Annotated in this window: 21 protein-coding genes and 1 pseudogene; 18 read left to right on the top strand and 4 right to left on the bottom strand. The window is 71.4% G+C overall.

Annotated elements, in window-relative coordinates:
* Positions 1-54: 54 nt before the first annotated feature.
* Positions 55-876, bottom strand: coding sequence for a formate dehydrogenase accessory sulfurtransferase FdhD (gene fdhD / locus H4F70_RS14550; protein WP_182357674.1), 822 nt, complete (start codon positions 874-876; stop codon positions 55-57).
* Positions 877-1,019: 143 nt separating this feature from the next.
* Here fdhD and H4F70_RS14545 point away from each other — a divergent pair, with 143 nt between their 5' ends.
* From H4F70_RS14545 to proB, 13 genes are all read left to right on the top strand, one after another.
* Positions 1,020-1,625: a GNAT family N-acetyltransferase gene (locus tag H4F70_RS14545; RefSeq protein WP_235681128.1), complete on the top strand. Its 606-nt coding sequence runs from the start codon at positions 1,020-1,022 to the stop codon at positions 1,623-1,625.
* A gap of 35 nt (positions 1,626-1,660) precedes the next feature.
* The gene (locus tag H4F70_RS14540) at positions 1,661-2,293 is read left to right on the top strand and encodes a molybdenum cofactor guanylyltransferase (protein ID WP_235681127.1); all 633 of its coding nucleotides are present in this window, start codon (positions 1,661-1,663) and stop codon (positions 2,291-2,293) included.
* A 161-nt stretch (positions 2,294-2,454) separates the two neighbouring features.
* A complete protein-coding gene (locus H4F70_RS14535) occupies positions 2,455-2,880 on the top strand; it encodes a hypothetical protein (protein ID WP_182357673.1) in 426 nt (141 codons plus the stop codon).
* Positions 2,881-2,953: 73 nt separating this feature from the next.
* The gene (locus H4F70_RS14530) at positions 2,954-3,631 is read left to right on the top strand and encodes a hypothetical protein (RefSeq protein WP_182357672.1); all 678 of its coding nucleotides are present in this window, start codon (positions 2,954-2,956) and stop codon (positions 3,629-3,631) included.
* Positions 3,632-3,746: 115 nt separating this feature from the next.
* Positions 3,747-6,485, top strand: a complete 2,739-nt coding sequence (locus H4F70_RS14525) for a valine--tRNA ligase (RefSeq protein WP_182357671.1) — start codon at positions 3,747-3,749, stop codon at positions 6,483-6,485.
* Positions 6,478-7,872, top strand: a complete 1,395-nt coding sequence (gene folC / locus H4F70_RS14520; RefSeq protein ID WP_182357670.1) for a bifunctional tetrahydrofolate synthase/dihydrofolate synthase — start codon at positions 6,478-6,480, stop codon at positions 7,870-7,872. The genes H4F70_RS14525 and folC overlap by 8 nt, the downstream gene beginning before the upstream one ends.
* Positions 7,869-8,294: a DUF4233 domain-containing protein gene (locus H4F70_RS14515; protein ID WP_182357669.1), complete on the top strand. Its 426-nt coding sequence runs from the start codon at positions 7,869-7,871 to the stop codon at positions 8,292-8,294. The genes folC and H4F70_RS14515 overlap by 4 nt, the downstream gene beginning before the upstream one ends.
* Positions 8,295-8,385: 91 nt before the next feature.
* The gene (gene ndk / locus H4F70_RS14510; RefSeq protein WP_182357668.1) at positions 8,386-8,799 is read left to right on the top strand and encodes a nucleoside-diphosphate kinase; all 414 of its coding nucleotides are present in this window, start codon (positions 8,386-8,388) and stop codon (positions 8,797-8,799) included.
* A 386-nt stretch (positions 8,800-9,185) separates the two neighbouring features.
* Positions 9,186-12,710, top strand: a complete 3,525-nt coding sequence (locus H4F70_RS14505; protein WP_420883134.1) for a translation initiation factor IF-2 N-terminal domain-containing protein — start codon at positions 9,186-9,188, stop codon at positions 12,708-12,710.
* A 342-nt stretch (positions 12,711-13,052) separates the two neighbouring features.
* Positions 13,053-13,361: a 50S ribosomal protein L21 gene (rplU, locus tag H4F70_RS14500; RefSeq protein WP_182346834.1), complete on the top strand. Its 309-nt coding sequence runs from the start codon at positions 13,053-13,055 to the stop codon at positions 13,359-13,361.
* A 39-nt stretch (positions 13,362-13,400) separates the two neighbouring features.
* Positions 13,401-13,658 carry a 50S ribosomal protein L27 gene (gene rpmA / locus H4F70_RS14495; protein WP_182346835.1) on the top strand — a complete coding sequence of 86 codons (258 nt, stop codon included), beginning with the start codon at positions 13,401-13,403 and terminating at the stop codon, positions 13,656-13,658.
* A 184-nt stretch (positions 13,659-13,842) separates the two neighbouring features.
* Complete coding sequence (gene obgE / locus H4F70_RS14490) at positions 13,843-15,303, top strand: GTPase ObgE (RefSeq protein WP_182357666.1); 1,461 nt, start codon at positions 13,843-13,845, stop codon at positions 15,301-15,303.
* Positions 15,300-16,415, top strand: coding sequence for a glutamate 5-kinase (proB, locus tag H4F70_RS14485; protein ID WP_182357665.1), 1,116 nt, complete (start codon positions 15,300-15,302; stop codon positions 16,413-16,415). Before obgE ends, proB begins: the two co-directional genes overlap by 4 nt.
* Before the next feature lie 50 nt (positions 16,416-16,465).
* Here proB and H4F70_RS20675 read toward each other — a convergent pair whose 3' ends face one another.
* Positions 16,466-16,720: an LppP/LprE family lipoprotein gene (locus H4F70_RS20675; RefSeq protein WP_235681126.1), complete on the bottom strand. Its 255-nt coding sequence runs from the start codon at positions 16,718-16,720 to the stop codon at positions 16,466-16,468.
* A 222-nt stretch (positions 16,721-16,942) separates the two neighbouring features.
* On the opposite strand from H4F70_RS20675, the pseudogene H4F70_RS14475 reads away from it, so the two are divergent.
* Together H4F70_RS14475 and H4F70_RS14470 are read left to right on the top strand one after the other, a co-directional pair.
* Positions 16,943-17,545 (top strand): annotated as a pseudogene (locus tag H4F70_RS14475) (tyrosine-type recombinase/integrase); the annotation flags it as partial.
* A 29-nt stretch (positions 17,546-17,574) separates the two neighbouring features.
* Positions 17,575-17,943, top strand: coding sequence for a hypothetical protein (locus H4F70_RS14470; RefSeq protein ID WP_235681125.1), 369 nt, complete (start codon positions 17,575-17,577; stop codon positions 17,941-17,943).
* A gap of 123 nt (positions 17,944-18,066) precedes the next feature.
* On the opposite strand, the gene H4F70_RS14465 is transcribed toward H4F70_RS14470, so the two are convergent.
* Both H4F70_RS14465 and H4F70_RS14460 read right to left on the bottom strand, forming a co-directional pair.
* Positions 18,067-18,252, bottom strand: coding sequence for a hypothetical protein (locus tag H4F70_RS14465; protein WP_182357663.1), 186 nt, complete (start codon positions 18,250-18,252; stop codon positions 18,067-18,069).
* Positions 18,249-18,896 carry a TetR/AcrR family transcriptional regulator gene (locus H4F70_RS14460; protein WP_182357662.1) on the bottom strand — a complete coding sequence of 216 codons (648 nt, stop codon included), beginning with the start codon at positions 18,894-18,896 and terminating at the stop codon, positions 18,249-18,251. The genes H4F70_RS14465 and H4F70_RS14460 overlap by 4 nt, the downstream gene beginning before the upstream one ends.
* Before the next feature lie 85 nt (positions 18,897-18,981).
* On the opposite strand from H4F70_RS14460, the gene H4F70_RS20245 reads away from it, so the two are divergent.
* The 3 genes from H4F70_RS20245 to H4F70_RS14450 are packed head-to-tail and all read left to right on the top strand — an operon-like array spanning position 18,982 to position 20,667.
* Positions 18,982-19,815, top strand: coding sequence for an MFS transporter (locus H4F70_RS20245; protein WP_220471716.1), 834 nt, complete (start codon positions 18,982-18,984; stop codon positions 19,813-19,815).
* Between the two features lie 30 nt (positions 19,816-19,845).
* Positions 19,846-20,391, top strand: a complete 546-nt coding sequence (locus H4F70_RS20240) for an MFS transporter (protein WP_220471715.1) — start codon at positions 19,846-19,848, stop codon at positions 20,389-20,391.
* A gap of 60 nt (positions 20,392-20,451) precedes the next feature.
* Positions 20,452-20,667 (top strand): heavy-metal-associated domain-containing protein, encoded by a 216-nt coding sequence (locus tag H4F70_RS14450; RefSeq protein WP_182357661.1) that lies wholly within the window; start codon positions 20,452-20,454, stop codon positions 20,665-20,667.
* The last annotated feature ends 1 nt before the right edge of the window (position 20,668 follow it).

Genomic DNA, 20,668 nt, shown 5'->3' with positions numbered 1-20,668 from the left:
CCGGATTTCACCGAAGAACACGCCGAACGTGGGGCGCAGCGGGGTCACCGGCGCCTACGCGCCGGTGACCCTGTCGGCCCGCGAGTAGACGTTGAGTCCGCCGTCGCGCACGAACCCGATCAGCGTGACGCCCGCGCGCTCCGCGAGATCCACCGCCAGCGACGACGGCGCGGACACCGCGGCGACCACCGGAACCCCCGCCATCGCGGCCTTCTGCACCAGCTCGAACGAGGCGCGGCCGCTGAGCATGAGCACGCGCCCGGACAGCGGCACCTCCCCGTCGCGCAGCGCGGCACCGAGCGCCTTGTCCACCGCGTTGTGCCGGCCGACGTCCTCGCGCAGGCGCAGCAGCGTGCCGTCGACGCTGAAGAGCCCCGCCGCGTGCAGCCCGCCGGTGGAGGCGAACACCTTCTGGCGCTCGCGGAGAAGCCCGGGCAGCCGGGTGATCACGGCGGCGTCGACGGCGGCGGGGTCGGCGGCCGGCGGGTGCGCGCTGATGGTCTCGACGTCGTCGATCGAGGTGGTGCCGCACACCCCGCACGCCGAGCTGGTGAGGAACGACCGCTGCCGGTGCACGCCCGCCGCACCTGCGCCCAGCTGCACGTCGAGGACGTTGTAGGAGTTGACGCCGTCGTCGTCGGCCCCGGCGCAGTACCGCATGACGTGCACGTGCTCGCGTTCGGTCACGATCCCCTCCGCCAGCAGGAACCCGTGCACGAGGTCCATGTCGTCGCCGGGAGTGCGCATGGTGACGGTCAGCGGGGCGCCGTCCACGCGGATCTGCAGCGGCTCCTCGACCACCAGCGTGTCCTGGCGGGTGTGGTGCCCTTCGGGGGTGCGCCGGACGATCCGCCGGCGGGTGGTGACGCGGCCCATGCCCCTCATCTTGGACCGCGGCGGCGCCGGATGCACACCCGTTCCCGGGTACACGTGCGCGTGCGTTCGGGACGCGCGTGCCGCCGGGGAAGTGGCATCCTGGTGCGGTGTCTCCCACGCAGAAGATCCCATCCCGTCCCGCGGTGAGTGTCCGCCCTGCCACCGGTGACGATGTCCTCGGCGTCGCCCGCGTGTTGGCGGACGCGTTCCACGACGATCCGCTCATGTCGTGGATCGTCCCGGATGAGCATGCCCGGCCCGGGGCGTTGCAGCGCATGTTCGTGGTGGGGCTGCGGTTCCACCACCTGGGCCTGGGCGGGGTCGAGGTCACCGACGGCCCGTCCGGGCGCCTCGCGGGTGCAGCGGTGTGGAATCCGCCGGGCCGGTGGCAGGCCTCGCATGCGGCGCAGCTGCTGTCGGTGCCGGCGGAACTGCTGGCGCTCGGCCGGGCGGCCCGCCTCGCCGGCGTCGTCGACGATGCGCTGGCGCAGGCGCATCCCGCGGAGCCGCACTGGTACCTCTCGGAGATCGGGACCGGACGCCAGGCGCGCGGACTGGGCCACGGGTCGGCACTGCTGCGTTCCCGGCTGCAACGGTGCGACGCGGAGGGCACGCCCGCCTATCTCGAGTCGAGCAAGCGGGGGAACCTGCCGTACTACGAGCGTTTCGGGTTCGTCACCACCGGAGAGATCCGGGTGCCGGACGGGCCGTCGCTGTGGGGCATGTGGCGCGAGCCGCAGCAGCCGTGACGCCGACCCGCGGCAAACGGTGAGGTGACGGCGCAGTGACTGTGCACGCCGGGTCCGCGACCGCCGCCTGCGGGGTCGTGCTCGCAGGGGGCCGTTCGCGCCGGATGGGGCGCGACAAGGCCACCATGGCGTGGGGCGGTGCGACGATGCTCGAATCGGTCGTCGCGGTGCTGCGCGCGCGGCTGCCGCGGGTGTTCGTCGTCGCCGCCGACGGTCAGCGGGTTCCGGCGCCGGCCGGCGCCGAAATGGTCGTGGACTCGGTGCCGGACGAGGGTCCGTTGCGCGGGCTGGAGGCGGGTTTGCGCGCGGGCGGCGCCGCCGGGTACCGGTGGGCGTTCGTGGCGGCCACCGACATGCCGCTCCTCACCGCCGCGGTGGTCGGCCGGCTGCTCGAGGGAGTCGCCGCAGGGCCTGCCGACGCGTCGGGGGCCCCCGACGCGGTGATCGCCGTCGCCGGCGGCCGGGACCACCCCCTCGCCGGGGTGTACAGGACGGCCCTGGCCGAGGAGATCGACGCGGTCGTCCGGTCCGGGAGGCGGAGTATGCGGGGTTTCCTCGAGGGCGCGACCGTGCACAGGGTCGTGCTCGGCGGAGCGGACGCGCGGGCGGTGTTCAACGTCAACACCCCCGCAGATGCGCGCGCGGCCCGAGGCCATGGCATTGTGTGATCCGTCGTCGGCCCGTGAGGGGGCGTGGGCCCGTGCGCAGCGCCGGGCCGAGGTTGCAACGGGCCCCGGTCGGGCGGGTGCCCCATGATCAGAGGGGAAAGTGCGTGATGCACACACGTGGAATCGTCCGTGTCGTTTCGGGGCTCGGTGCGGTCGCGGCCGTGGCATTCCCGCTCGCGGCGTGCGGGTCGGACTCCGGCGGCACCGCCACCGGGGGTGACGCGGTGGCGATGATGCAGTCGGCCATGGACGGCGAGGGCGCGGTCACCTGCGAGATCACCGACGCGGAGCAGCCGGGCTCGATGAGCATCGCCGGCAGCGACCGCTACCGGATCCTGGCGCAGTCCGACGGCGAGACGGTGAATCTGCTCCGGGACGGCTCCGACGTGTACGTGTGGAAGGACGGCGGCGGCACCGGCATGAAGACGACTGCCGACTCGCAGACGGGCATGACTCTGCCCAACATCCAGGAGGCGATCGACCAGGAGAAGGCCTCGCCGACGGTGGACATGGAATGCGCCGCGGACGGCGACGTGGACGCGAAGCTCGTGGCGCCGGACGAGGTGGAGTTCCAGACGGTCCCGTAGCCGCCGGCGGCGGTCTCGTGTAGTAGTGGTGCCCGGACGGCAGGCGGCGACCCGCGGCGTGGGAGGCGGACGGATGGACGGATCGGTACGCACGGCGATGCGCGCCGCGGCGGCGGTCGCGGCGGCGGCGGTGTTGGCCGGGTGCGGCTCGTCGGACCCGGAGGCGGGGGCCTCCGACGGTGCGGCAGGGCAGTCCGCGCCGTCCGATCAGGCGCCGTCCACGCAGGCCTCCCCGGCCGCGCCGCCCGGTTCCGCATCGCCAGCCGACGGGGCGCTGTATGACACCGTCGCGCACCGGCTCATCACCCAGGCGATGGCCGGCGACAAGTTCATCGAGTGCACGGCGAAGGACTCCGACGACACGGTGACCGCATATGTCCACGGCGAAGACCGCATGCGGATCGACAGCGGCACCGGGCCGTCCGCCGGGCACGTGCTCACCGTCGACGGCGTCACCTATCTGTGGTCCGATGACGAGCCGGGCGGCATGAAGACGACCGGCCCCGCGTCGGACGGGATGAAGAAGATGATCGAGGGCATGGGGGTGGACCTCGACGCCGCGCGGAAACTGGGCGGAGAGCAGGCGGCCGGCATCGAGGAGGGCGCGACTCTGGGCTGCGCGGAGTACTCCGGTGACGGGTCGGTGTTCGCGGTGCCGGCGGACCGGGAGTTCGCCTCGGTCGACGACGCCCTCGGCGAGGCCCCGGTGGACCTGCCCGGTCCGGTGCCCGGCCAGGGGGGCGGCGACTGACCGCTGCGCCGGCAGGTGGCGGCCGCCACGGGGGCCGACGGGCGAGCGCGCCGGTCAGGGGTGCGACGCATAGAATCGTGCGGTGACCAGTCCAGCCTGGAGAAGGGACCCCTCAGTGACCCGTGAGCCCGATACCGCCGCGAATCCGGGCGGCAGCCCGGCAGATGCCCTGGCAAAGAGCTGGGAGCCGGGCGCGGTCGAGTCGGAGCTCTACGCGGGCTGGGTGGATGCCGGATACTTCACGGCCGACCCGCACAGCGGCAAGCCGCCGTTCTCGATCGTCCTTCCGCCGCCGAACGTCACCGGCAGCCTGCACATGGGCCACGCGCTCGACCACACGCTGATGGACGCGCTCGCGCGCCGCCGCCGCATGCAGGGCTACGAGGTGCTGTGGCTGCCGGGCATGGACCACGCCGGCATCGCCACGCAGAGCGTCGTCGAAAAGCAGCTGGCCGCGGAGGGGCTCACCCGCGACGACATCGGCCGCGAGGCCTTCATCGAGCGGGTGTGGCAGTGGAAGGCCGAGTCCGGCGGCACCATCGGCGGGCAGATGCGCAAGCTCGGCGACGGCGTCGACTGGTCGCGGGAGCGGTTCACGCTCGACGACGCGCTGGCCCGCGCCGTGCAGACCATCTTCAAGCGACTCTACGACGACGGCCTGATCTACCGCGCCGAGCGGCTGGTCAACTGGTCACCGGTGCTGCAGACGGCGATCTCCGACATCGAGGTCAAGTACGAGGACGTCGACGGCGAGCTGGTCAGCTTCCGCTACGGGTCCCTCGACGACGCGGAGCCGCACATCGTGGTCGCCACCACGCGTGTGGAGACGATGCTGGGTGACACCGCCATCGCCGTGCACCCCGACGACGAGCGGTACCGCGACCTCGTCGGCACCGCGCTGCCGCATCCGTTCCTGGACAGGAAGATCCCCGTGATCGCGGACGCGCACGTGGACCCCGAGTTCGGCACGGGCGCGGTGAAGATCACCCCGGCGCACGACCCCAACGACTTCGAGATGGGCGTGCGGCACGCGCTGCCGATGCCGTCGATCATGAGCAAGACGGCCGAGATCGAGAACACCGGCACCCGGTTCGACGGCATGGATCGGTTCACCGCGCGCGTCCGCGTGCGCGAGGCGCTGGCCGAGCAGGGCCGGATCGTCGCGGAGAAGCGGCCCTACCTGCACAGCGTCGGCCATTCGGAGCGCAGCGGCGAACCCATCGAGCCGCGCCTGTCCATGCAGTGGTGGGTGCGCGTGGAGAGCCTGGCGAAGGCCTCGGGCGACGCCGTGCGCAGCGGCGGCACCGTCATCCACCCGGCCTCCCAGGAGCCGCGCTGGTTCTCGTGGGTCGACGACATGCACGACTGGTGCATCTCCCGTCAGCTGTGGTGGGGGCACCGCATCCCCGTCTGGTACGGGCCGGAGGGGGAGACGGTGTGCGTGGGTCCCGGCGACACCCCGCCGGAGGGATACGTCCAGGACCCGGACGTGCTCGACACCTGGTTCTCGTCGGCGCTGTGGCCGTTCTCCACCATGGGCTGGCCGGACGCCACGGATGATCTGGCCACGTTCTATCCCACCTCGGTGCTGGTCACCGGATACGACATCCTGTTCTTCTGGGTGGCGCGGATGATGATGTTCGGCACCTACGTGGCGCGCGAGCACGACGGCGACGGCGGCGGCGTGCTGGGCCCGCGCGGCCAGGTGCCGTTCCAGGACGTGTTCCTGCACGGCCTGGTGCGCGACGAACACGGCCGCAAGATGTCGAAGTCCCGCGGCAACGGCATCGACCCGTTGGACTGGGTCGAGCGCTTCGGCGCGGACGCGTTGCGGTTCACCCTGGCGCGCGGCGCCAACCCGGGCTCGGACCTGTCGGTGGGCGAGGGGAACGCCCAGTCGTCGCGCAACTTCGCGAACAAGCTGTTCAACGCCACCCGCTTCGCGCTGATGAACGGGGCGCAGCCGGGCGCGCTGCCGCCGCGTGATCGGCTCACGGCCGCCGACCGGTGGATCCTCGACCGGCTCGAGCAGGTGCGGGCCGGGGTCGACGAATCCTACGAGCGCTACGAGTTCGGCAAGGCCGCAGAGGCGCTGTACCACTTCGCGTGGGACGAGGTGTGCGACTGGTACCTGGAGCTGGCCAAGGTGCAGTTCTCCGGAGGAGCCGACGGAAGCGACGAAGCCGAGTTCCGGGCGCATGCCACCCGCACCGTGCTCGGCACCGTGCTCGACGCGCTGCTGCGCATGCTGCACCCCATGATCCCGTTCGTCACCGAGACCCTGTGGAAGGTGCTCACGGGCGGCGAGTCGCTGGTCATCGCCGCGTGGCCCGAAGGGGACGCGCAGGCCGTGGCCGATCCCGAGGCGGCCCGTCAGGTGGCGGACGCGCAGAAGCTCATCACCGAAATCCGGCGATTCCGGTCCGACCAGGGCGTCAAGCCCAGCCAGCGGGTGCCGGCCCGCCTCGGTGCGCTGGAGGACGCCGGGCTCGTCCCGCTCGAGGACGCGGTGCGTTCACTCGCGCGTGTCACCGCACCGGAGGAGGGGTTCACCGCCACCGCCTCCATCGAGGTACGGCTCAGTGCGGCGACGGTCGTCGTCGACCTGGACACCTCCACCACGGTGGACGTCGAGGCCGAGAAGCGCCGCCTCGCCAAGGATCTCGCCGCGGCCCGCAAGGAGCTGGCGGGCACCACCGCGAAGCTCGGCAACGAATCCTTCCTGGGCAAGGCGCCCGCGCAGGTGGTGGACAAGATCCGGGGCCGGCGCGACGTCGCCGCGGCCGACGTGGAGCGGCTCACCGCCCGGCTGGCCGAGCTGGGGCAGACCGTGCAGGCGGCGCGCGGTGAGTGAGGCCCGGGCGGGGGCCGCGGCCCCGGAGGATCTGGCAGCGCTGGAATCGCTCGAGGCGGAGCTGGACGAGCGGTGGCCGGAGACGCGCATCGAGCCGTCGCTGACGCGGATCGCCGCGCTGATGGACCTGCTGGGGTCGCCGCAGAGGGCCTATCCGACCATCCACGTGGCGGGCACCAACGGCAAGTCGTCGGTGTGCCGGATGGCCGACGCGCTGCTCACCCGCATGCACATGCGGGTGGGGCGCACGACGAGTCCGCACCTGCAGTCGGTCACCGAGCGGATCGCCATCGACGGCGAGCCGATATCGCCGGCCGGATACGTGCGCACCTACCGGGACATCGAGCCGTACGTGCAGATGGTGGACGACAGCTCGGTGGCGGCGGGCGGCCCGCGGATGAGCAAGTTCGAGGTGCTCACCGCGATGGCCTTCGCCGCTTTCGCCGACGCCCCGGTGGACGTGGGCGTCATCGAGACCGGGCTCGGCGGCCGCTGGGACGCGACCAACGTCATCGACTCGCAGGTGGCGGTGATCACCCCCATCGGACTCGACCACGCGGAATACCTGGGCACCGAGATCACGGGGATCGCGGGCGAGAAGGCGGACATCATCAAGTCGACGTCCGTGGCGGTCCTGTCCGAGCAGCGTCCCGAGGTGTCCGAGGTGCTGCTGCGGCGGGCCGTGGAGGTGGACGCGGCGGTGGCGCGCGAGGGCTCCGAGTTCGCGGTGCTCGAACGCCGCACTGCGGTCGGCGGCCAGATGCTGCGCATCCAGGGGCTCGGCGGTGTGTACGACGACGTGTTCGTGCCGCTGCACGGCGAGCACCAGGCGCACAATGCGGCGCTGGCTCTCGCGGCGGTGGAGGCGTTCTTCGGCGCGGGCATGGACCGCAAACTGGACGACGACGCCGTCCGCGAAGGATTCGCGGCGCTCGTCAATCCCGGCCGGCTGGAACCGGTGCGCACGGCGCCCTCCGTGTTCATCGACGCCGCGCACAACCCCCACGGCGCGGGGGCGCTCGCGGCGGCGCTGTCCGGGGAGTTCCACTTCCGCCGGCTCGTCGGCGTGGTGGCCATCATGGCGGACAAGGACGTGCGCGGGATCCTCGAGGCGCTCGAGCCGGTGTTCGACGAGCTGGTGGTCACCCACAACGGCAGCCCCCGGTGCATGTCCCCGGCGCAGCTGTCCGAGCTCGCCGCCGACGTCTACGGCGACGACCGGGTGCACGTGGCCCAGTCCCTGCCCGCGGCCCTGGAGTCCGCGGTGGAGCTGGCCGAGGAGGTGTCGGGGCCCGGCGAGGAGATCTCCGGTTCCGGCGTCGTGATCACCGGGTCGGTGGTCACCGCGGGGCTGGCGCGCACGATGCTGGGAAAGGAACCGACGTGAACGACGATCCCGCGGGCGCGCGCGACGGTGCGCCGGAGCAGGGCGGCATACGTCCGCCGACGAAGGACCCGTGGAAGAGTTTCCGCGGAGTGCTGTCCGGGCTGCTGATCCTCGAGGCGATCGTGATCGGCCTGGCGATCCCGGTGGTGGCGACCGTCGGGGGCGGGCTCACGGCGGCGCGCGGCGGGTATGTGATCGGCCTCGTCGTGCTCATGGTGCTCGGGGCGGGCGTCCAGGGCCGCCGGTGGGCCGTGAAGTTCGACCTGCTCCTGCAGGTGCTGGTGGTCGCCGGCTGGTGGGTGCACCCGGCGATCGGCGTCGTGGGGCTCCTGTTCGCTGCGGTGTGGGGGTACCTGCTGTACCTGAGCGCGGACATCCGCGACCGGGAGCGGCGCGGGCTGCTGCCGGGGCAGCGCGGCTGAGCGTCTGCTCCGCGCGGCTGGCGGGGTCTCGCGGCGGTTCGTACGCGGGTCCGTGTGGGCGTGCGCGGCGGAGCCGACTAGTCTGACGGCCGTGACAGAGCGCAGCCTGGTATTGATCAAGCCCGACGCCGTTGCCCGGGGGCATATCGGCGAGATCGTCTCGCGGATCGAACGCAAGGGACTTTCCGTCGCCGCGATGGAGATGCGTACGGCCACGGAGGCCGTCGCCGCGGCCCACTATGCGGAGCACGAGGGGAAGCCGTTCTACGCGGGGCTACTCGATTTCATCACGGCGCGGCCGTTGGTGGCGCTCGTGGTCGAGGGGCCGCGCGCCATCGCGGCGTTCCGGCAGATGGCCGGTGGCACCGACCCCGTCGAGAAGGCGGTGCCGGGAAGCATCCGCGGCGACCTCGGACTGGGGACGGGGGAGAATCTCGTGCACGGCTCGGATTCCCCCGAGTCCGCGGCGCGGGAGATCGCGATCTGGTTCCCGCAGCTCGGCTGAGGGGCTCACCTGCACGGACGCCGGTCAGTGGCGTCCGTGCGGGGAAGAGGTCGGGCTCGGCATGAATGTGTGGGATACTGGACGCAGTCGTCAGATGCGAGTGTGACGTGTCGCGACAGGATTCTGCCCGGGTACTGGCTCGGTCATCGCCGCAGTGCGGCAGGGGGCAACGCCCCGTGCGCGTGCCGACGCTGGATGATGAGTGTGACGCCGGGTTGTCCAGCAAGGCGCCGCCCGTGTGAGCGTGCGGCGCGAGACCACTCGTTCCCGCACCAGCGCGGTGCGGGACCGCAACGATGCCGCCCCCGTGTGGCCGCGCTGACCAACTCGTGGAGCCAACTGCCACGTCGGGTTGGACGACGCGCCCGGGGGCCCGAGGAGACCACGTGGCCGACAAGGCGCCGCCCGAAGAACAGAACATCGATTCCGCCGCGACGGTGGAGATCCCCGTGAAGCTGCGCGTGCATGCGCTCGCCAAGCTGCTCGGGGTCACCAGCAAGGAGGTCCTCGCCAAGCTCACCGAGCTCGGCGAGGAGGTCAGGACCGCGCACTCGAGCGTGACGCGGGACCAAGGGGAACGCGTCCGTGACGCGTTCGCACCCGCGGCCGCAGCGCCGGCCACGCCGGCGGCAGTGGAGACGCCGGCGCAGGACGAGCCGCCGCAGAAGGCGCAACCGCGGAAGTCGCAGAGAAGGAAGCCCGCGCCGGCCACTGCGACGGAGACCGCCGCGACGCCGGAACCGGCGACGCCCCCCGCTGCTGAGGCTCCGGCGACGGTGGAGGCAGGCGACGCAAAGGAAGGCGACGCACCGGAAGGCGCGGGGAGCCCCGCATTCGTGGCACCGCTGTTCCTGCAGCCGGATCCGGACGTCCGGTCGCAGGCACCGCAGCGCGGGCAGGAGAGCGCTTCGGACGATCGACCGGCGGAGGAAACGCGCGACGGGCAGGGTGCGGACGACGGCACCGCCGAGGACACCGCCGACGAGTCCGAGGGCGGCAGCGGGCGGTCCTCGCGCCGTCGGCGCCGCGGACGCCGCGGCCGCGGGCGCGGGCGCGGCGAGCAGAACGGTGACAAGCCGCAGAACGGCTCCGACGACGCTGCGGCAGCCGGTGCCGACACCGGTGACGGGGCGGGCTCCGGCGACGACGCATCGGCGGGCAAGAAGGACGACCCGGCGCGGGAAGGCCACGACGAGGCGGCGGCCGACGCTGCCGGCGCCGGCACCGCGTCGGACGGCGGGAACGGCAAGGGCGGCCGGTCCGGCAAGTCGCGGCGGGGCGGACGCTCCGGCGGAGTGCAGGATTCCGGCGGCGGCGCGGGCAAGTCCGGCGCGAAGGGCGGCAAGCCCGACGCCGCGGACGGCGACGCCACGCCTGCCGAGTCCGACGAGGGCGACGGCGGCGCTCAGGGCACTGACGGCAATGACGGCGACGATAACGGCAACGGGGAGGGCAACGGCGCGTCGTCGCGGCGTCGTCGCCGCCGGCGGCGCCGCCGCGGCGGCGACGGAGACGGCTCGTCCCAGGACGACCCGCCGAACACCGTCGTCCACGAGCGTGAGCCGCGCAGCAAGCGCAGCAGCCGGGACGAGGTCCAGGGCATCAGCGGTTCCACGCGGCTGGAGGCGAAGCGTCAGCGGCGGCGGGACGGGCGTGAGGCCGGCCGACGGCGACCGCCGATCCTCTCCGAGGCGGAGTTCCTGGCACGGCGCGAGGCCGTCGACCGCGTCATGGTGGTGCGGGAGAAGCCGGCGGACGACGGCCGCGATCCGATCACGCAGGTCGGGGTGCTCGAGGACAAGGTCCTCGTCGAACACTTCGTCACCAGCACCGCCACGCCGTCGATGGTGGGCAACGTGTATCTGGGGCGCGTGCAGAACGTGCTGCCCAGTATGGAGGCCGCCTTCGTCGACATCGGCCGCGGACGCAACGGCGTGCTCTATGCCGGCGAGGTGGATTGGGCGGCCGCCGGACTCGGCGGTTCGGCGCGCAAGATCGAGCAGGCGCTCAAGCCCGGGGATCAAGTGGTGGTGCAGGTCACCAAGGATCCGGTGGGGCACAAGGGCGCCCGGTTGACCACCCAGATCAGCATGGCCGGTCGTTTCCTGGTCTACGTGCCGCGCGGGACGTCCACCGGCATCAGCCGCAAGCTGCCGGACACCGAGCGCAAGAGGCTCAAGTCCATCCTGCGTCAGATCGTGCCGGACGACGCCGGCGTCATCATCCGCACGGCCTCCGAGGGGGTCAGCGAAGACGAGCTGCGGCGGGACGTCGACAGGCTCCAGGCGCTGTGGGAAGAGGTCAAGGTCGCGGCCGACGAGGCCAAGGCGGCCAAGTCGACGCAGCCCAAGGCGCTGTATGAGGAGCCGGACCTTCTGGTCAAGGTGATCCGCGACCTGTTCAACGAGGACTTCGGCAAGCTCGTCATCGAGGGCGACGGGGCGTGGGGCACGGTCTCGTCGTACATCGAACGTGTGGCGCCGGACCTGATGGAACGCGTGGAGAGGTACGACCGGAACGGAAGCTCGGTCGACGTGTTCGCTGCCTACCGGATCGACGAACAGCTGGCCAAGGCGCTCGAACGCAAGGTCTGGCTGCCGTCCGGCGGCACGCTGATCATCGACCGCACCGAGGCCATGACGGTGGTCGACGTGAACACCGGGAAGTTCACCGGCTCCGGCGGGAACCTGGAGGAGACGGTCACCCGCAACAACCTGGAGGCGGCCGAGGAGGTCGTGCGCCAGATGCGGCTGCGCGACATCGGCGGCATGATCGTCGTCGACTTCATCGACATGGTCCTCGAATCCAACCGCGACCTGGTGCTGCGCCGTCTCACCGAGGCGCTCGGCCGCGACCGCACGCGCCACCAGGTGTCCGAGGTGACGTCGCTCGGTCTCGTCCAGATGACGCGCAAGCGTCTGGGCACGGGGCTGGTGGAGGCGTTCTCCACGCCGTGCGAGCACTGCCACGGGCGCGGACTCGTGCTGCACGAGGATCCGATCGTCGCAGAGCCGGACACGGGCGGACAGGGAAAGGGCGAGTCCCGGCGCGGCCGCAAGTCGTCGAAGAAGTCCGGCGGTGGTGGCCAGCAGCCGCCCAAGGAGACCAAGGAGGCGCAGAAGCAGACTGCGCACCACCACTCCGAACACCCGATGTTCAAGGCGATGGCGGAGGCCGGACCGGCCGAGGACGAGCCGCACGGCGGGCCCGCGGCCTCCGGTCCGCGCGGCGCCGCGGACAGCAAGGCCACTGCGGAAAGCAAGGCCACTGCCGACGACGAGGACCCGCGTGAGGGCAAGTCCGGCGGTGCGGACAAGTCGGCGGCGATCGCGAAGATCGAAGCGGCTGTGGCGCGTAGCACCGGGCCGCGGCGTCGGCGTGCGCGGCGGCCGCAGGGCGGCGGATCGGAAGCAGAAGGCGGGCAGGAGCCCCGCGGGCAGGGCGACGCGGCCGAGGCGGACACCGCGTCGGCGCCCGCCCGGGCGCCGATGACGGACGCGACTGCGGCGTCCGGTGCGACGGCCGGAAAGACGGCCGCGGCCACGCCGGAGTCCCCGGCCGCCGAGGCGGTCGAGGAGGCCGCCGTGCGGGGCACGGCGGCGCACGAACGGGAGGCGGCCACGCCGGAGCCCGCCGTCGATCCGGGCGCTCCGGCCGCATCGCGGAGGCGTTCGCGGCGGGCATCGCGGCCTGCAGCGGCCCCCTCCGAACATGGGGCGGCCCCCAGTGAGCCGATCCGCTCGGAGATCATCGTGCAGGCACCGCCGCCCGCGGCCGCGGCGGCGTCGGACGACGCGTCCGGCGACGGCGGCGGGCCGGTGGCGTCTGCGCCGCAGCAGGCTCCGGTCCGCCGGCCCCGGCGGCGGGCCGCCGTGCGGCGTGCGGGGCCCCCGGAAGACGGCGAAGAGTGACGGTGCGCGCGGCCGCCCGAGGGCGGTTTGACCGCGTTCGCAGCGGTCGCGTAATCTTGAACGGTCGCTGTCGGGCGACGGCGCGCTCGCGTGCCTGATCCCGGCGCTTCCGAGTCCGTGTCAGATCCGTTCGAGTCCGGCCTGTGTGTTTCCGGAATCGCACGGCGGGAGTCTTCCCGCCGTCGGTCCCCGGATGTTCCGGGTGACAGTACGGGTTCCAGCCGATGGAGATGAGCCGTCGGCCGAGGCCGCGGTGATCGGCTGCGCCGTCCCGCAGCAGAGTTGAGCAGCCGCGTGCCGCGGCTGGTGGGAATGTTTACGACTAGCAAGGGGTAGCCCTCCATGTACGCGATCGTCAAGACCGGCGGCAAGCAGTACAAAGTCGCCGTTGGTGACCTCGTCAAGGTCGAGAAGATCGAGGCCGAGCCCGGTGCCTCGGTGGATCTCCCGGTCGCGCTCGTGGTGGACGGGGCCAACCTGACCACCGACGCGGCCGCGCTGGCCAAGGCCACCGTCACCGGCGAGATCGTCGAGCACACCAAGGGCCCGAAGATCCGCATCCACAAGTTCAAGAACAAGACCGGCTACCACAAGCGTCAGGGCCACCGTCAGAAGCTGACCGTCCTCAAGGTCACCGGTATCAACAACTAGGTCCGCCCGGGCCGGTACGGATCCTGCAGGAGGGTTCAGATGTCAAGCAAGAAGGGCGCGTCCAGCTCCAAGAACGGTCGCGATTCCAATGCCCAGCGCCTCGGCGTGAAGCGTTTCGGCGGGCAGTCCGTCAGCGCGGGCGAGATCCTCGTGCGTCAGCGCGGCACCAAGTTCCACCCCGGCGAGAACGTCGGCCGTGGCAAGGACGACACCCTCTTCGCCCTGTCCGCGGGTGCGGTGGATTTCGGCACCAAGCGCGGACGCAAGACGGTCAACATCGTGCTGCCGCAGGCCTGACGGCCCGCAGCGACCACGTAGGGCTCCGACGGCAGGGGCGGGCAGGGGATCATCCCGTCCGCCCCTGTCGTCTGTTCGTCGAACGCCCCCGGGCATGCCGGCCGCACGGCCGCCGGCCCGGACATCCCCGGCACGCGTGCCGACCCGCGGCACGCGGTCCCGCCAGTGAGTAGGAGGACACACGGTGTCCCGATTCGTCGATCGTGTCGTCCTGCACGTGAGCGCCGGCAACGGCGGCCACGGTTGCTCGTCCGTGCACCGTGAGAAGTTCAAGCCGCTCGGCGGGCCGGACGGCGGCAACGGAGGGCACGGGGGCTCGGTGGTCCTCGAGGTCGACCTGGGCGTGCACACCCTGCTCGACTTCCACTTCCACCCGCACGCCAAGGCGACCAACGGCAAGCCCGGCATGGGCTCGAACCGGGAGGGGCCCCGCGGCGGCGACCTGGTCCTCAAGGTCCCCGACGGCACGGTCGTGCTCGGGGAGGACGGCGAGGTGCTCGCGGACCTCGTCGGCGCGGGCACGCGCATGGTGGCGGCGCGCGGCGGCCGCGGCGGACTGGGCAACGCCGCCCTGGTCTCCCGGGCCCGCAGGGCGCCCGGCTTCGCGCTGCTGGGCGAGGAGGGTGAGTCGCGCGATCTCGTCCTGGAGATGAAGTCCGTGGCCGACGTCGGCCTGGTCGGATTCCCGTCCGCCGGCAAGTCGTCCCTGGTATCGGTGCTGTCCGCGGCCAAGCCGAAGATCGCCGACTACCCCTTCACCACCTTGGCGCCCAACCTCGGCGTCGTCTCGGCGGGGGAGACCACCTTCACCGTGGCCGACGTCCCGGGCCTCATTCCCGGCGCGTCCGACGGCCGAGGCCTGGGACTCGACTTCCTGCGGCATGTGGAGCGGTGCGCCGTGCTCGCCCACGTGGTCGACTGCGCCACGCTGGAGCCGGGCCGCGACCCGGTGTCGGACGTCGACGCGCTCGAGGCGGAACTGGTCGCCTACCGGCCGGCGCTGTCGGAGGACAACGGCCTGGTGGGCTTGGCGGACCGGCCGCGGATCGTGGTGCTCAACAAGGCGGACGTGCTCGAGGCGGCCGAACTGGCCGAGTTCGTCACCGAGGAGTTCACCTCCCGGGGCTGGCCCGTGTTCACGGTCTCGGCGGTGAGCCGCGACGGGCTGAAGCCGCTCACGTTCGCGCTTGCCGAGATGGTCGAGACGTTCCGGCGCGACAATCCGCCGCCCGAGCCGTCCCGTCAGGTGCTCCGCCCCGTCGCCCGCGACGATTCCGGCTTCACCGTCGAACGCGACCGTTCCGAGCGCGGCGACTTCGTCGTGCGGGGTGCGCGCCCCGAACGCTGGGTGCGGCAGACGCCGTTCGACAACGACGAGGCCGTCGGCTACCTGGCCGACCGGCTCGCGCGGCTGGGCGTGGAGGAGCAGCTCGAGAAGCTCGGCGCGCAGCCCGGGGACGCCGTCACCATCGGCGAGGTCACCTTCGAATGGGAGCCGACTCTGCCCGCGGGCGTCGAGGTGCCGCTGACCGGCCGCGGCACCGATGCGCGCCTCGAGCAGACCGAGCGCGTGTCCGCGCAGGAGCGCAAACACGCGCACCGGGTCCGGCGAGGCCTCGAGGGCATCGATCCGGAGGAGCAATGACCGGCCGCGAGGCGACGGGCACCCGCGAGACCATCGCCGCCGCGCGACGCGTGGTGGTCAAGATCGGCTCCTCCGCGCTGACCAGCCTGGACGGCGGGCTCGACGCGGCACGCCTGGGCGTGCTGGCGGAGGCCATCGAGGCGCGGATGCGGGCCGGTTCCGACGTGGTGATCGTCTCCTCGGGGGCGGTGAGCGCCGGGATCGCCCCGTTGGGGCTGGGGCACCGTCCGCGCGACCTGGCCACCAAGCAGGCGGCGGCGGCTGTGGGGCAGCTGGCGCTGGTGGGGGAGTGGCAGCGCGCGTTCGCCCGGCACGACCGCACCGTCGCGCAGGTGTTGTTGACGGCCGGAGACTTCGCGCGCCGCGACGCCCACCGCAACGCCCAGCGCACCCTGGACCGGCTCCGTACCCTGCACGCGGTCGCGGTGGTCAACGAGAACGACACCGTCGCCACGAGCGAGATCAAGTTCGGCGACAACGACCGCCTCGCCGCGCTGGTGGCGCACCTGGTGAGCGCCGACGCCCTGGTGCTGCTCTCCGACGTCGACGGGCTCTACGACTCCGACCCGCGTAAGGGCGACGCGCGGTTCATCGACGAGGTGCGCGGCCCCGAGGACCTGGACGAGGTCATCGCCGGCACCGGCGGCACGCTGGGCACCGGGGGCATGGCCACGAAACTGTCGGCCGCGGTGCTATCAGCGGACGGCGGCGTGCCGGTGCTGCTGGCCTCCGCGTCGACGGCGGCCGAGGCGCTGGCGGGAGGGCAGGCGGGCACCGTGTTCGCCGCCCGTCCGCAGCGCATGTCCGCCCGCCGGTTCTGGGTGCGGCACGCCGCGGACACGTCGGGGGCGCTGCACCTCGACGCCGGTGCGGTGCGCGCTGTGGCGCAGCGCCGCCGCTCGTTGCTGGCGGCGGGCATCACCGGGGTCAGCGGCCACTTCTCGGAGGGCGACGTGGTGGTGCTGCAGGGGCCGGACGACGCCGCCGTGGCCCGGGGCGTGGTGTCCTACGACTCCTCCGAGCTGCCGCACATGATCGGGCACAGCACCGGCGAACTCCCGGAGGATCTCCGGCACGCTGTGGTGCACGCCGACGACCTGGTGCCGTTGTGAGGCATCGTTCTGCGGCTACTCCTGCAGCACGCCGGGCGTGTGCGTCTTCATTAGCGGAAGTTGTCGATGTCGAGTGGCTCCGCGACGTCGTTCTGCTTAAGCGGCAGCGTGTTGCCGGTGACGATGACCCGTGATCCGTCCCAATGGAATGTCGCGCTCCCCGACGTGGTCCGGTTGGCCGCTGCAGGTCCATCGTAGAAGGCGTAGTTCACGCGGAAGGTGCTGCCGTCGATGCGATCGACGGAGTCGATGTGCCGGGCAAGTATCGGGGCGGGGTCGGCGACGATCTGACCGTCGCCGAACAAGACGGCGGTTTCCCTGTTGCTTCCTACGCCACGCCGGGGCTGCCCATCCCATTGGTTCCCGCTAGTGGCAATTCCCTGTAACCGTGGAGGTCTGATTTTGCTGGACCGGCGCCTCGCTGCGGGGCTTTCCCGTCCCGGCTCCGCGGCGCCGCCCGCAGCCGGCGTCGAGGCTGGGCCGCAGACCCACCCCGCAGGGGCCTGGCCTCGACCCAGGACGGTTCACACATGGTGCAACGCTACCTCGGCCACGCCCCACCGGAGATGACGCTGCGGTACGCCGCAACCCTGGCCGCGACGGCCGAAGCCGAGTTCCTCAAACACGAGAAGATCGCGGCCGGCGGCGTCGACATCGGCATCAGCCCGTCCGACGTGTTCGACATGACGCAACTGTCCAGCCGCACCGACCGCGTCCTTCCCAATGGTGTGTGTCTGCTGCCGCCGTTGAAGATCTGCGATAAGGGCAACGCCTGCCTGTCGTGCGGGCACTTCGCGACCGACGCGACCTACCTTGACGTACTGTCCTAGCAACGCGCGAGAACCGCGGCGTTGATCGACCTGCGCCGCCGGCAGTACCAGGACCGCACCGGGCGGGCGTTGACCGACGACAACGTGTGGATCCACGCGCGGCTCCGCGAGCTGACCTCCCTCGACGCGATCATCGAGCGGCTCGACACCGACGCCCCGGAGCCCGACGCCGCGTCAGCGGCGGGGGCGGTGGCGGGTGCCGGAACCGGCCCGCGCCTCCCGCTGCTGCAGATCCAGACACGGGGAAGCCACGACTCGACCCTGCAAAGTGCGGGCCGCACCGGAAGCGATCAGCCGTGACGCCGCCCTCGGACAAGGCGGTAGCAGCGTTGACCGCGCACGCGAGAAAGCGTGCCGCCGACGCACGCCGCCGCATCCAACGCGCCCTGCGGGCCAAGAACGTTCCGATCAATATCAACGCTGTCGCCGCGAAGGCGGGCGTGTCCCGCAAGACCATCTACAACAATCCGGACCTATGCGACGCGATCCGCGCCTACTCCCGCGCCGTGCCCGCCGCGGAACCGGCAACCGGCGCCGAAACCAGCATCGTCACCGCCTTGCGCCACCAGTTGACGGTCAAGGACTCCGAGATCGCGGACCTGAAAGCGCAGCTACGTCGCCGCGACGACACCATCGCCCGTCTGCACGGCGTCCTCCACGACCAGCACATCGACCCTGGCCCGGCCCCACACGCCTGACCCGCCGACCTGCGCCGCTGAGTACGGCGCTGGCCGGCCACGGCCTCACTGCGCATCGGGCAATGCGTGGCAGACGGGGCTGCGGGGAAGGGACGGCGGGCTGGACCCCAGCATCAGGGAGCTTTACTTGGCGGGGTTCACACAGCCCACAATGGCCACGCCCTTGTTGACGAGCGTCCGGTTGGAAGGCTGGGCACCGGCGCGGGCGAACACCTCAACCTCGACGTCAGCCTCCGAGGCGTGCAGGGCCATAGCGGCGGCGATTCCAGCCGCGCCAGTGCCGATGATTCCGACCTTCGAGGTCTTCATGCCTCCCCCGCCTCGGTTGGGTCCTGGGTGAACGCCGGGAGCAGGATCGCGTCGATGAACCACGGCGCGTCATCGGGATCAAGGCGTCCTGTACGAACTTCTTCGGCGGCACCGTTCATCACCACGTGGGTCGTGGTCAGCAGCCAGGACACGGGCAGGTCGATGCGGAACGCGCCCTCCCGCTGCCCGCGCAGCAACAGGCCGCGCACACGGGCTTCCGCGCTCTCGTGCATCGCACGGATACGGGCCGTAGGCAGCTCTTTCTGCGCGGCCGCCAACAACGCGCGGGACTGATCGACAAGGACCCAGCTGGAGGCGACCAGGCGCTGGAAAGCCTCGGCTGGATCGCCGTCCAGCGGCACCCCTTCGAGGACCTCCTCGCCCTGTTCGAGGCTATCCAGGAGGGCCGCTTCGATGAGCTCGGCGCGGCTCTGGAAGTGCCCGTAGAGGGTCATCCGCCCCACACCGGCCTCCGCGGCGATATCGGCAACGGAGGCGTCCGGGTTCTTGCGGATCGCGGTGACCGTTGCCGCCAGGATCTTCGCCCGGTTGCGCTGGGCGTCGGCGCGCTGATTAGCTGCGCGATTCGCTGTCGCAGGAGCGCGTCGCTCGCCCCGGGTCACCTGAGCCTTTTTCGTCGGCATCGTCCACCTCATAAGTCGTACGTTGATGTATGAGATAGTGTAGCTGTTGTAACTCGTACCCCGATGATTGAGTTAGGAGTCGGAGATGACCACACGCACACCACCCGACAGCACGACGTCGGCCTACCCGAGACGTTGGCTCGCACTCGCTTTGCTGGGCGCGGCCCAGTTCATGCTGATCCTCGACGTGACTGTCGTCGCGATCGCTCTGCCACAGATGGAGGCCGACCTTGCGCTCTCTCGCGAGTCGCTAACTTGGGTCGTCGCGGCATACACGGTCGCCTTCGGCGGGCTGATGCTCCTCGGTGGTCGAAGCGCCGACCTGTTCGGTGCCAAACGCATCGTCTACATCGGCCTGCTCACCTTCGTCGCCGGCTCTCTGGCCGCCGGCTTTGCTGACACCGGAACCGTGCTACTGGCCGGTCGCATCGCCCAAGGCATCGGAGCAGCCATGCTCTCACCGGCGGCGCTGTCCGTGGTGGTGCGGCTTTTCGAGGGCGATGAGCGCAACCGCGCCCTGGGCATCTGGTCCGCACTCGGCGGTGGCGGAGCCTCCGTCGGCGTCCTGCTCGGTGGCCTCATCTCAGCCGGCCCGGGTTGGCCGTGGGTGTTCTTCATCAACGTGCCCGTCGGAGCCGCCGTCCTGATCGGCCTGCTGCGCGTCCTCCCGCCCCTGCCGCCGCAGCCCGGCGCCCGCGCACGCCTCGACGTGCTCGGAGCCATCCTCGTCACCGGCGCCACCGGGCTCGCAATCTACGCACTGACAGTCGCCGGCGAAATCGGCTGGACGGCGTCGCGGACACTCATCATCGCGGGTATTGCTGTCGCCCTATACCTGGCGTTCGGCTGGTGGCAGAAGACGACGCGCTCGCCACTGATGGACCTCTCCCTACTCGGCCGACGTCCGGTGCTCTCCTGAGTGTTTGTTCTCGGGATTGCCACCGCGCTCATGGTCGCGGTGTTCTTCCTCGGCACCTTCTACTTTCAGCAGTACGCCGGCTACGGCCCACTTGCTACCGGCCTGCTGTTCCTGCCCATCGCACTGGCGACAATGGCCGGCGCGCAGGTGGCAGGCAAGCTCGTTGGTCGCCTCGGCGCCCGCAAGCTCGGGGCGATCGGCATGATCGTCGGTGCCCTCGGACTGCTGGTTCCCGCACTGTGGTCGACGACGCTGACCACGACCATCGGGATCAGCTTCGGCTCGCTCGGTATCGGTGCGCTCTTCGTGGTCGCCTCGGCCACCGCGCTCGGAAATGTCGCACCGGAGGAGGCCGGCATTGCATCGGGGCTGCTGAGTACCTTCCACGAGATCGGCGCATCGGTCGGCGTCGCGACCGTTTCCAGCATCGCCGCCGTCAGCCTCATCGGTGGCGGTGACGCCGGGTTCCAGCGGGCTTTCCTGGCCGCTGCGATCGCGGCGATCGTCGCCACCGCCATCGCCGCTATCGCCATCCCCGGACGCAACCGGACGCAATCACCAGCACCCGCCCATTGACAGATACCCTCCCCGGGTATCTCTTGGATGAAGTCATACATTGGCGAAGGAGTTTTGGTCATGAGCACGAACACCACCGAGTACCAGGTGACCGGGATGAACTGCGGACACTGCGAGACCTCGATCCGCGCCGGAGTCTCCGAGATCCCCGGCGTCACCGACATCGACATCAGCGCAGCCACCGGCCGGCTGGCCGTCACCACCGACAAACCGGTTGAGGACGCCGCGGTCCTCGCGGCGGTCGACGAGGCCGGATACACCGCTGTCAGGAGCTGAG

The sequence above is a fragment of the Tomitella gaofuii genome, from assembly GCF_014126825.1.
Lineage (GTDB): Bacteria > Actinomycetota > Actinomycetes > Mycobacteriales > Mycobacteriaceae > Tomitella > Tomitella gaofuii.
Note: the sequence above shows the minus strand (reverse complement) of the source record. Positions and strands in the feature narration are given on the sequence as shown.

Coding starts and splice junctions, on each gene's coding strand:
- fdhD (WP_182357674.1), bottom strand. CDS start 876: ATGGGCCGCGTCACCACCCGCCGGCGGATCGTCCGGCGCACCCCCGAA.
- H4F70_RS14530 (WP_182357672.1), top strand. CDS start 2,954: ATGGACGGATCGGTACGCACGGCGATGCGCGCCGCGGCGGCGGTCGCG.
- rplU (WP_182346834.1), top strand. CDS start 13,053: ATGTACGCGATCGTCAAGACCGGCGGCAAGCAGTACAAAGTCGCCGTT.
- rpmA (WP_182346835.1), top strand. CDS start 13,401: ATGTCAAGCAAGAAGGGCGCGTCCAGCTCCAAGAACGGTCGCGATTCC.
- proB (WP_182357665.1), top strand. CDS start 15,300: ATGACCGGCCGCGAGGCGACGGGCACCCGCGAGACCATCGCCGCCGCG.
- H4F70_RS14465 (WP_182357663.1), bottom strand. CDS start 18,252: ATGAAGACCTCGAAGGTCGGAATCATCGGCACTGGCGCGGCTGGAATC.
- H4F70_RS14460 (WP_182357662.1), bottom strand. CDS start 18,896: ATGCCGACGAAAAAGGCTCAGGTGACCCGGGGCGAGCGACGCGCTCCT.
- H4F70_RS20245 (WP_220471716.1), top strand. CDS start 18,982: ATGACCACACGCACACCACCCGACAGCACGACGTCGGCCTACCCGAGA.
- H4F70_RS20240 (WP_220471715.1), top strand. CDS start 19,846: ATGGTCGCGGTGTTCTTCCTCGGCACCTTCTACTTTCAGCAGTACGCC.
- H4F70_RS14450 (WP_182357661.1), top strand. CDS start 20,452: ATGAGCACGAACACCACCGAGTACCAGGTGACCGGGATGAACTGCGGA.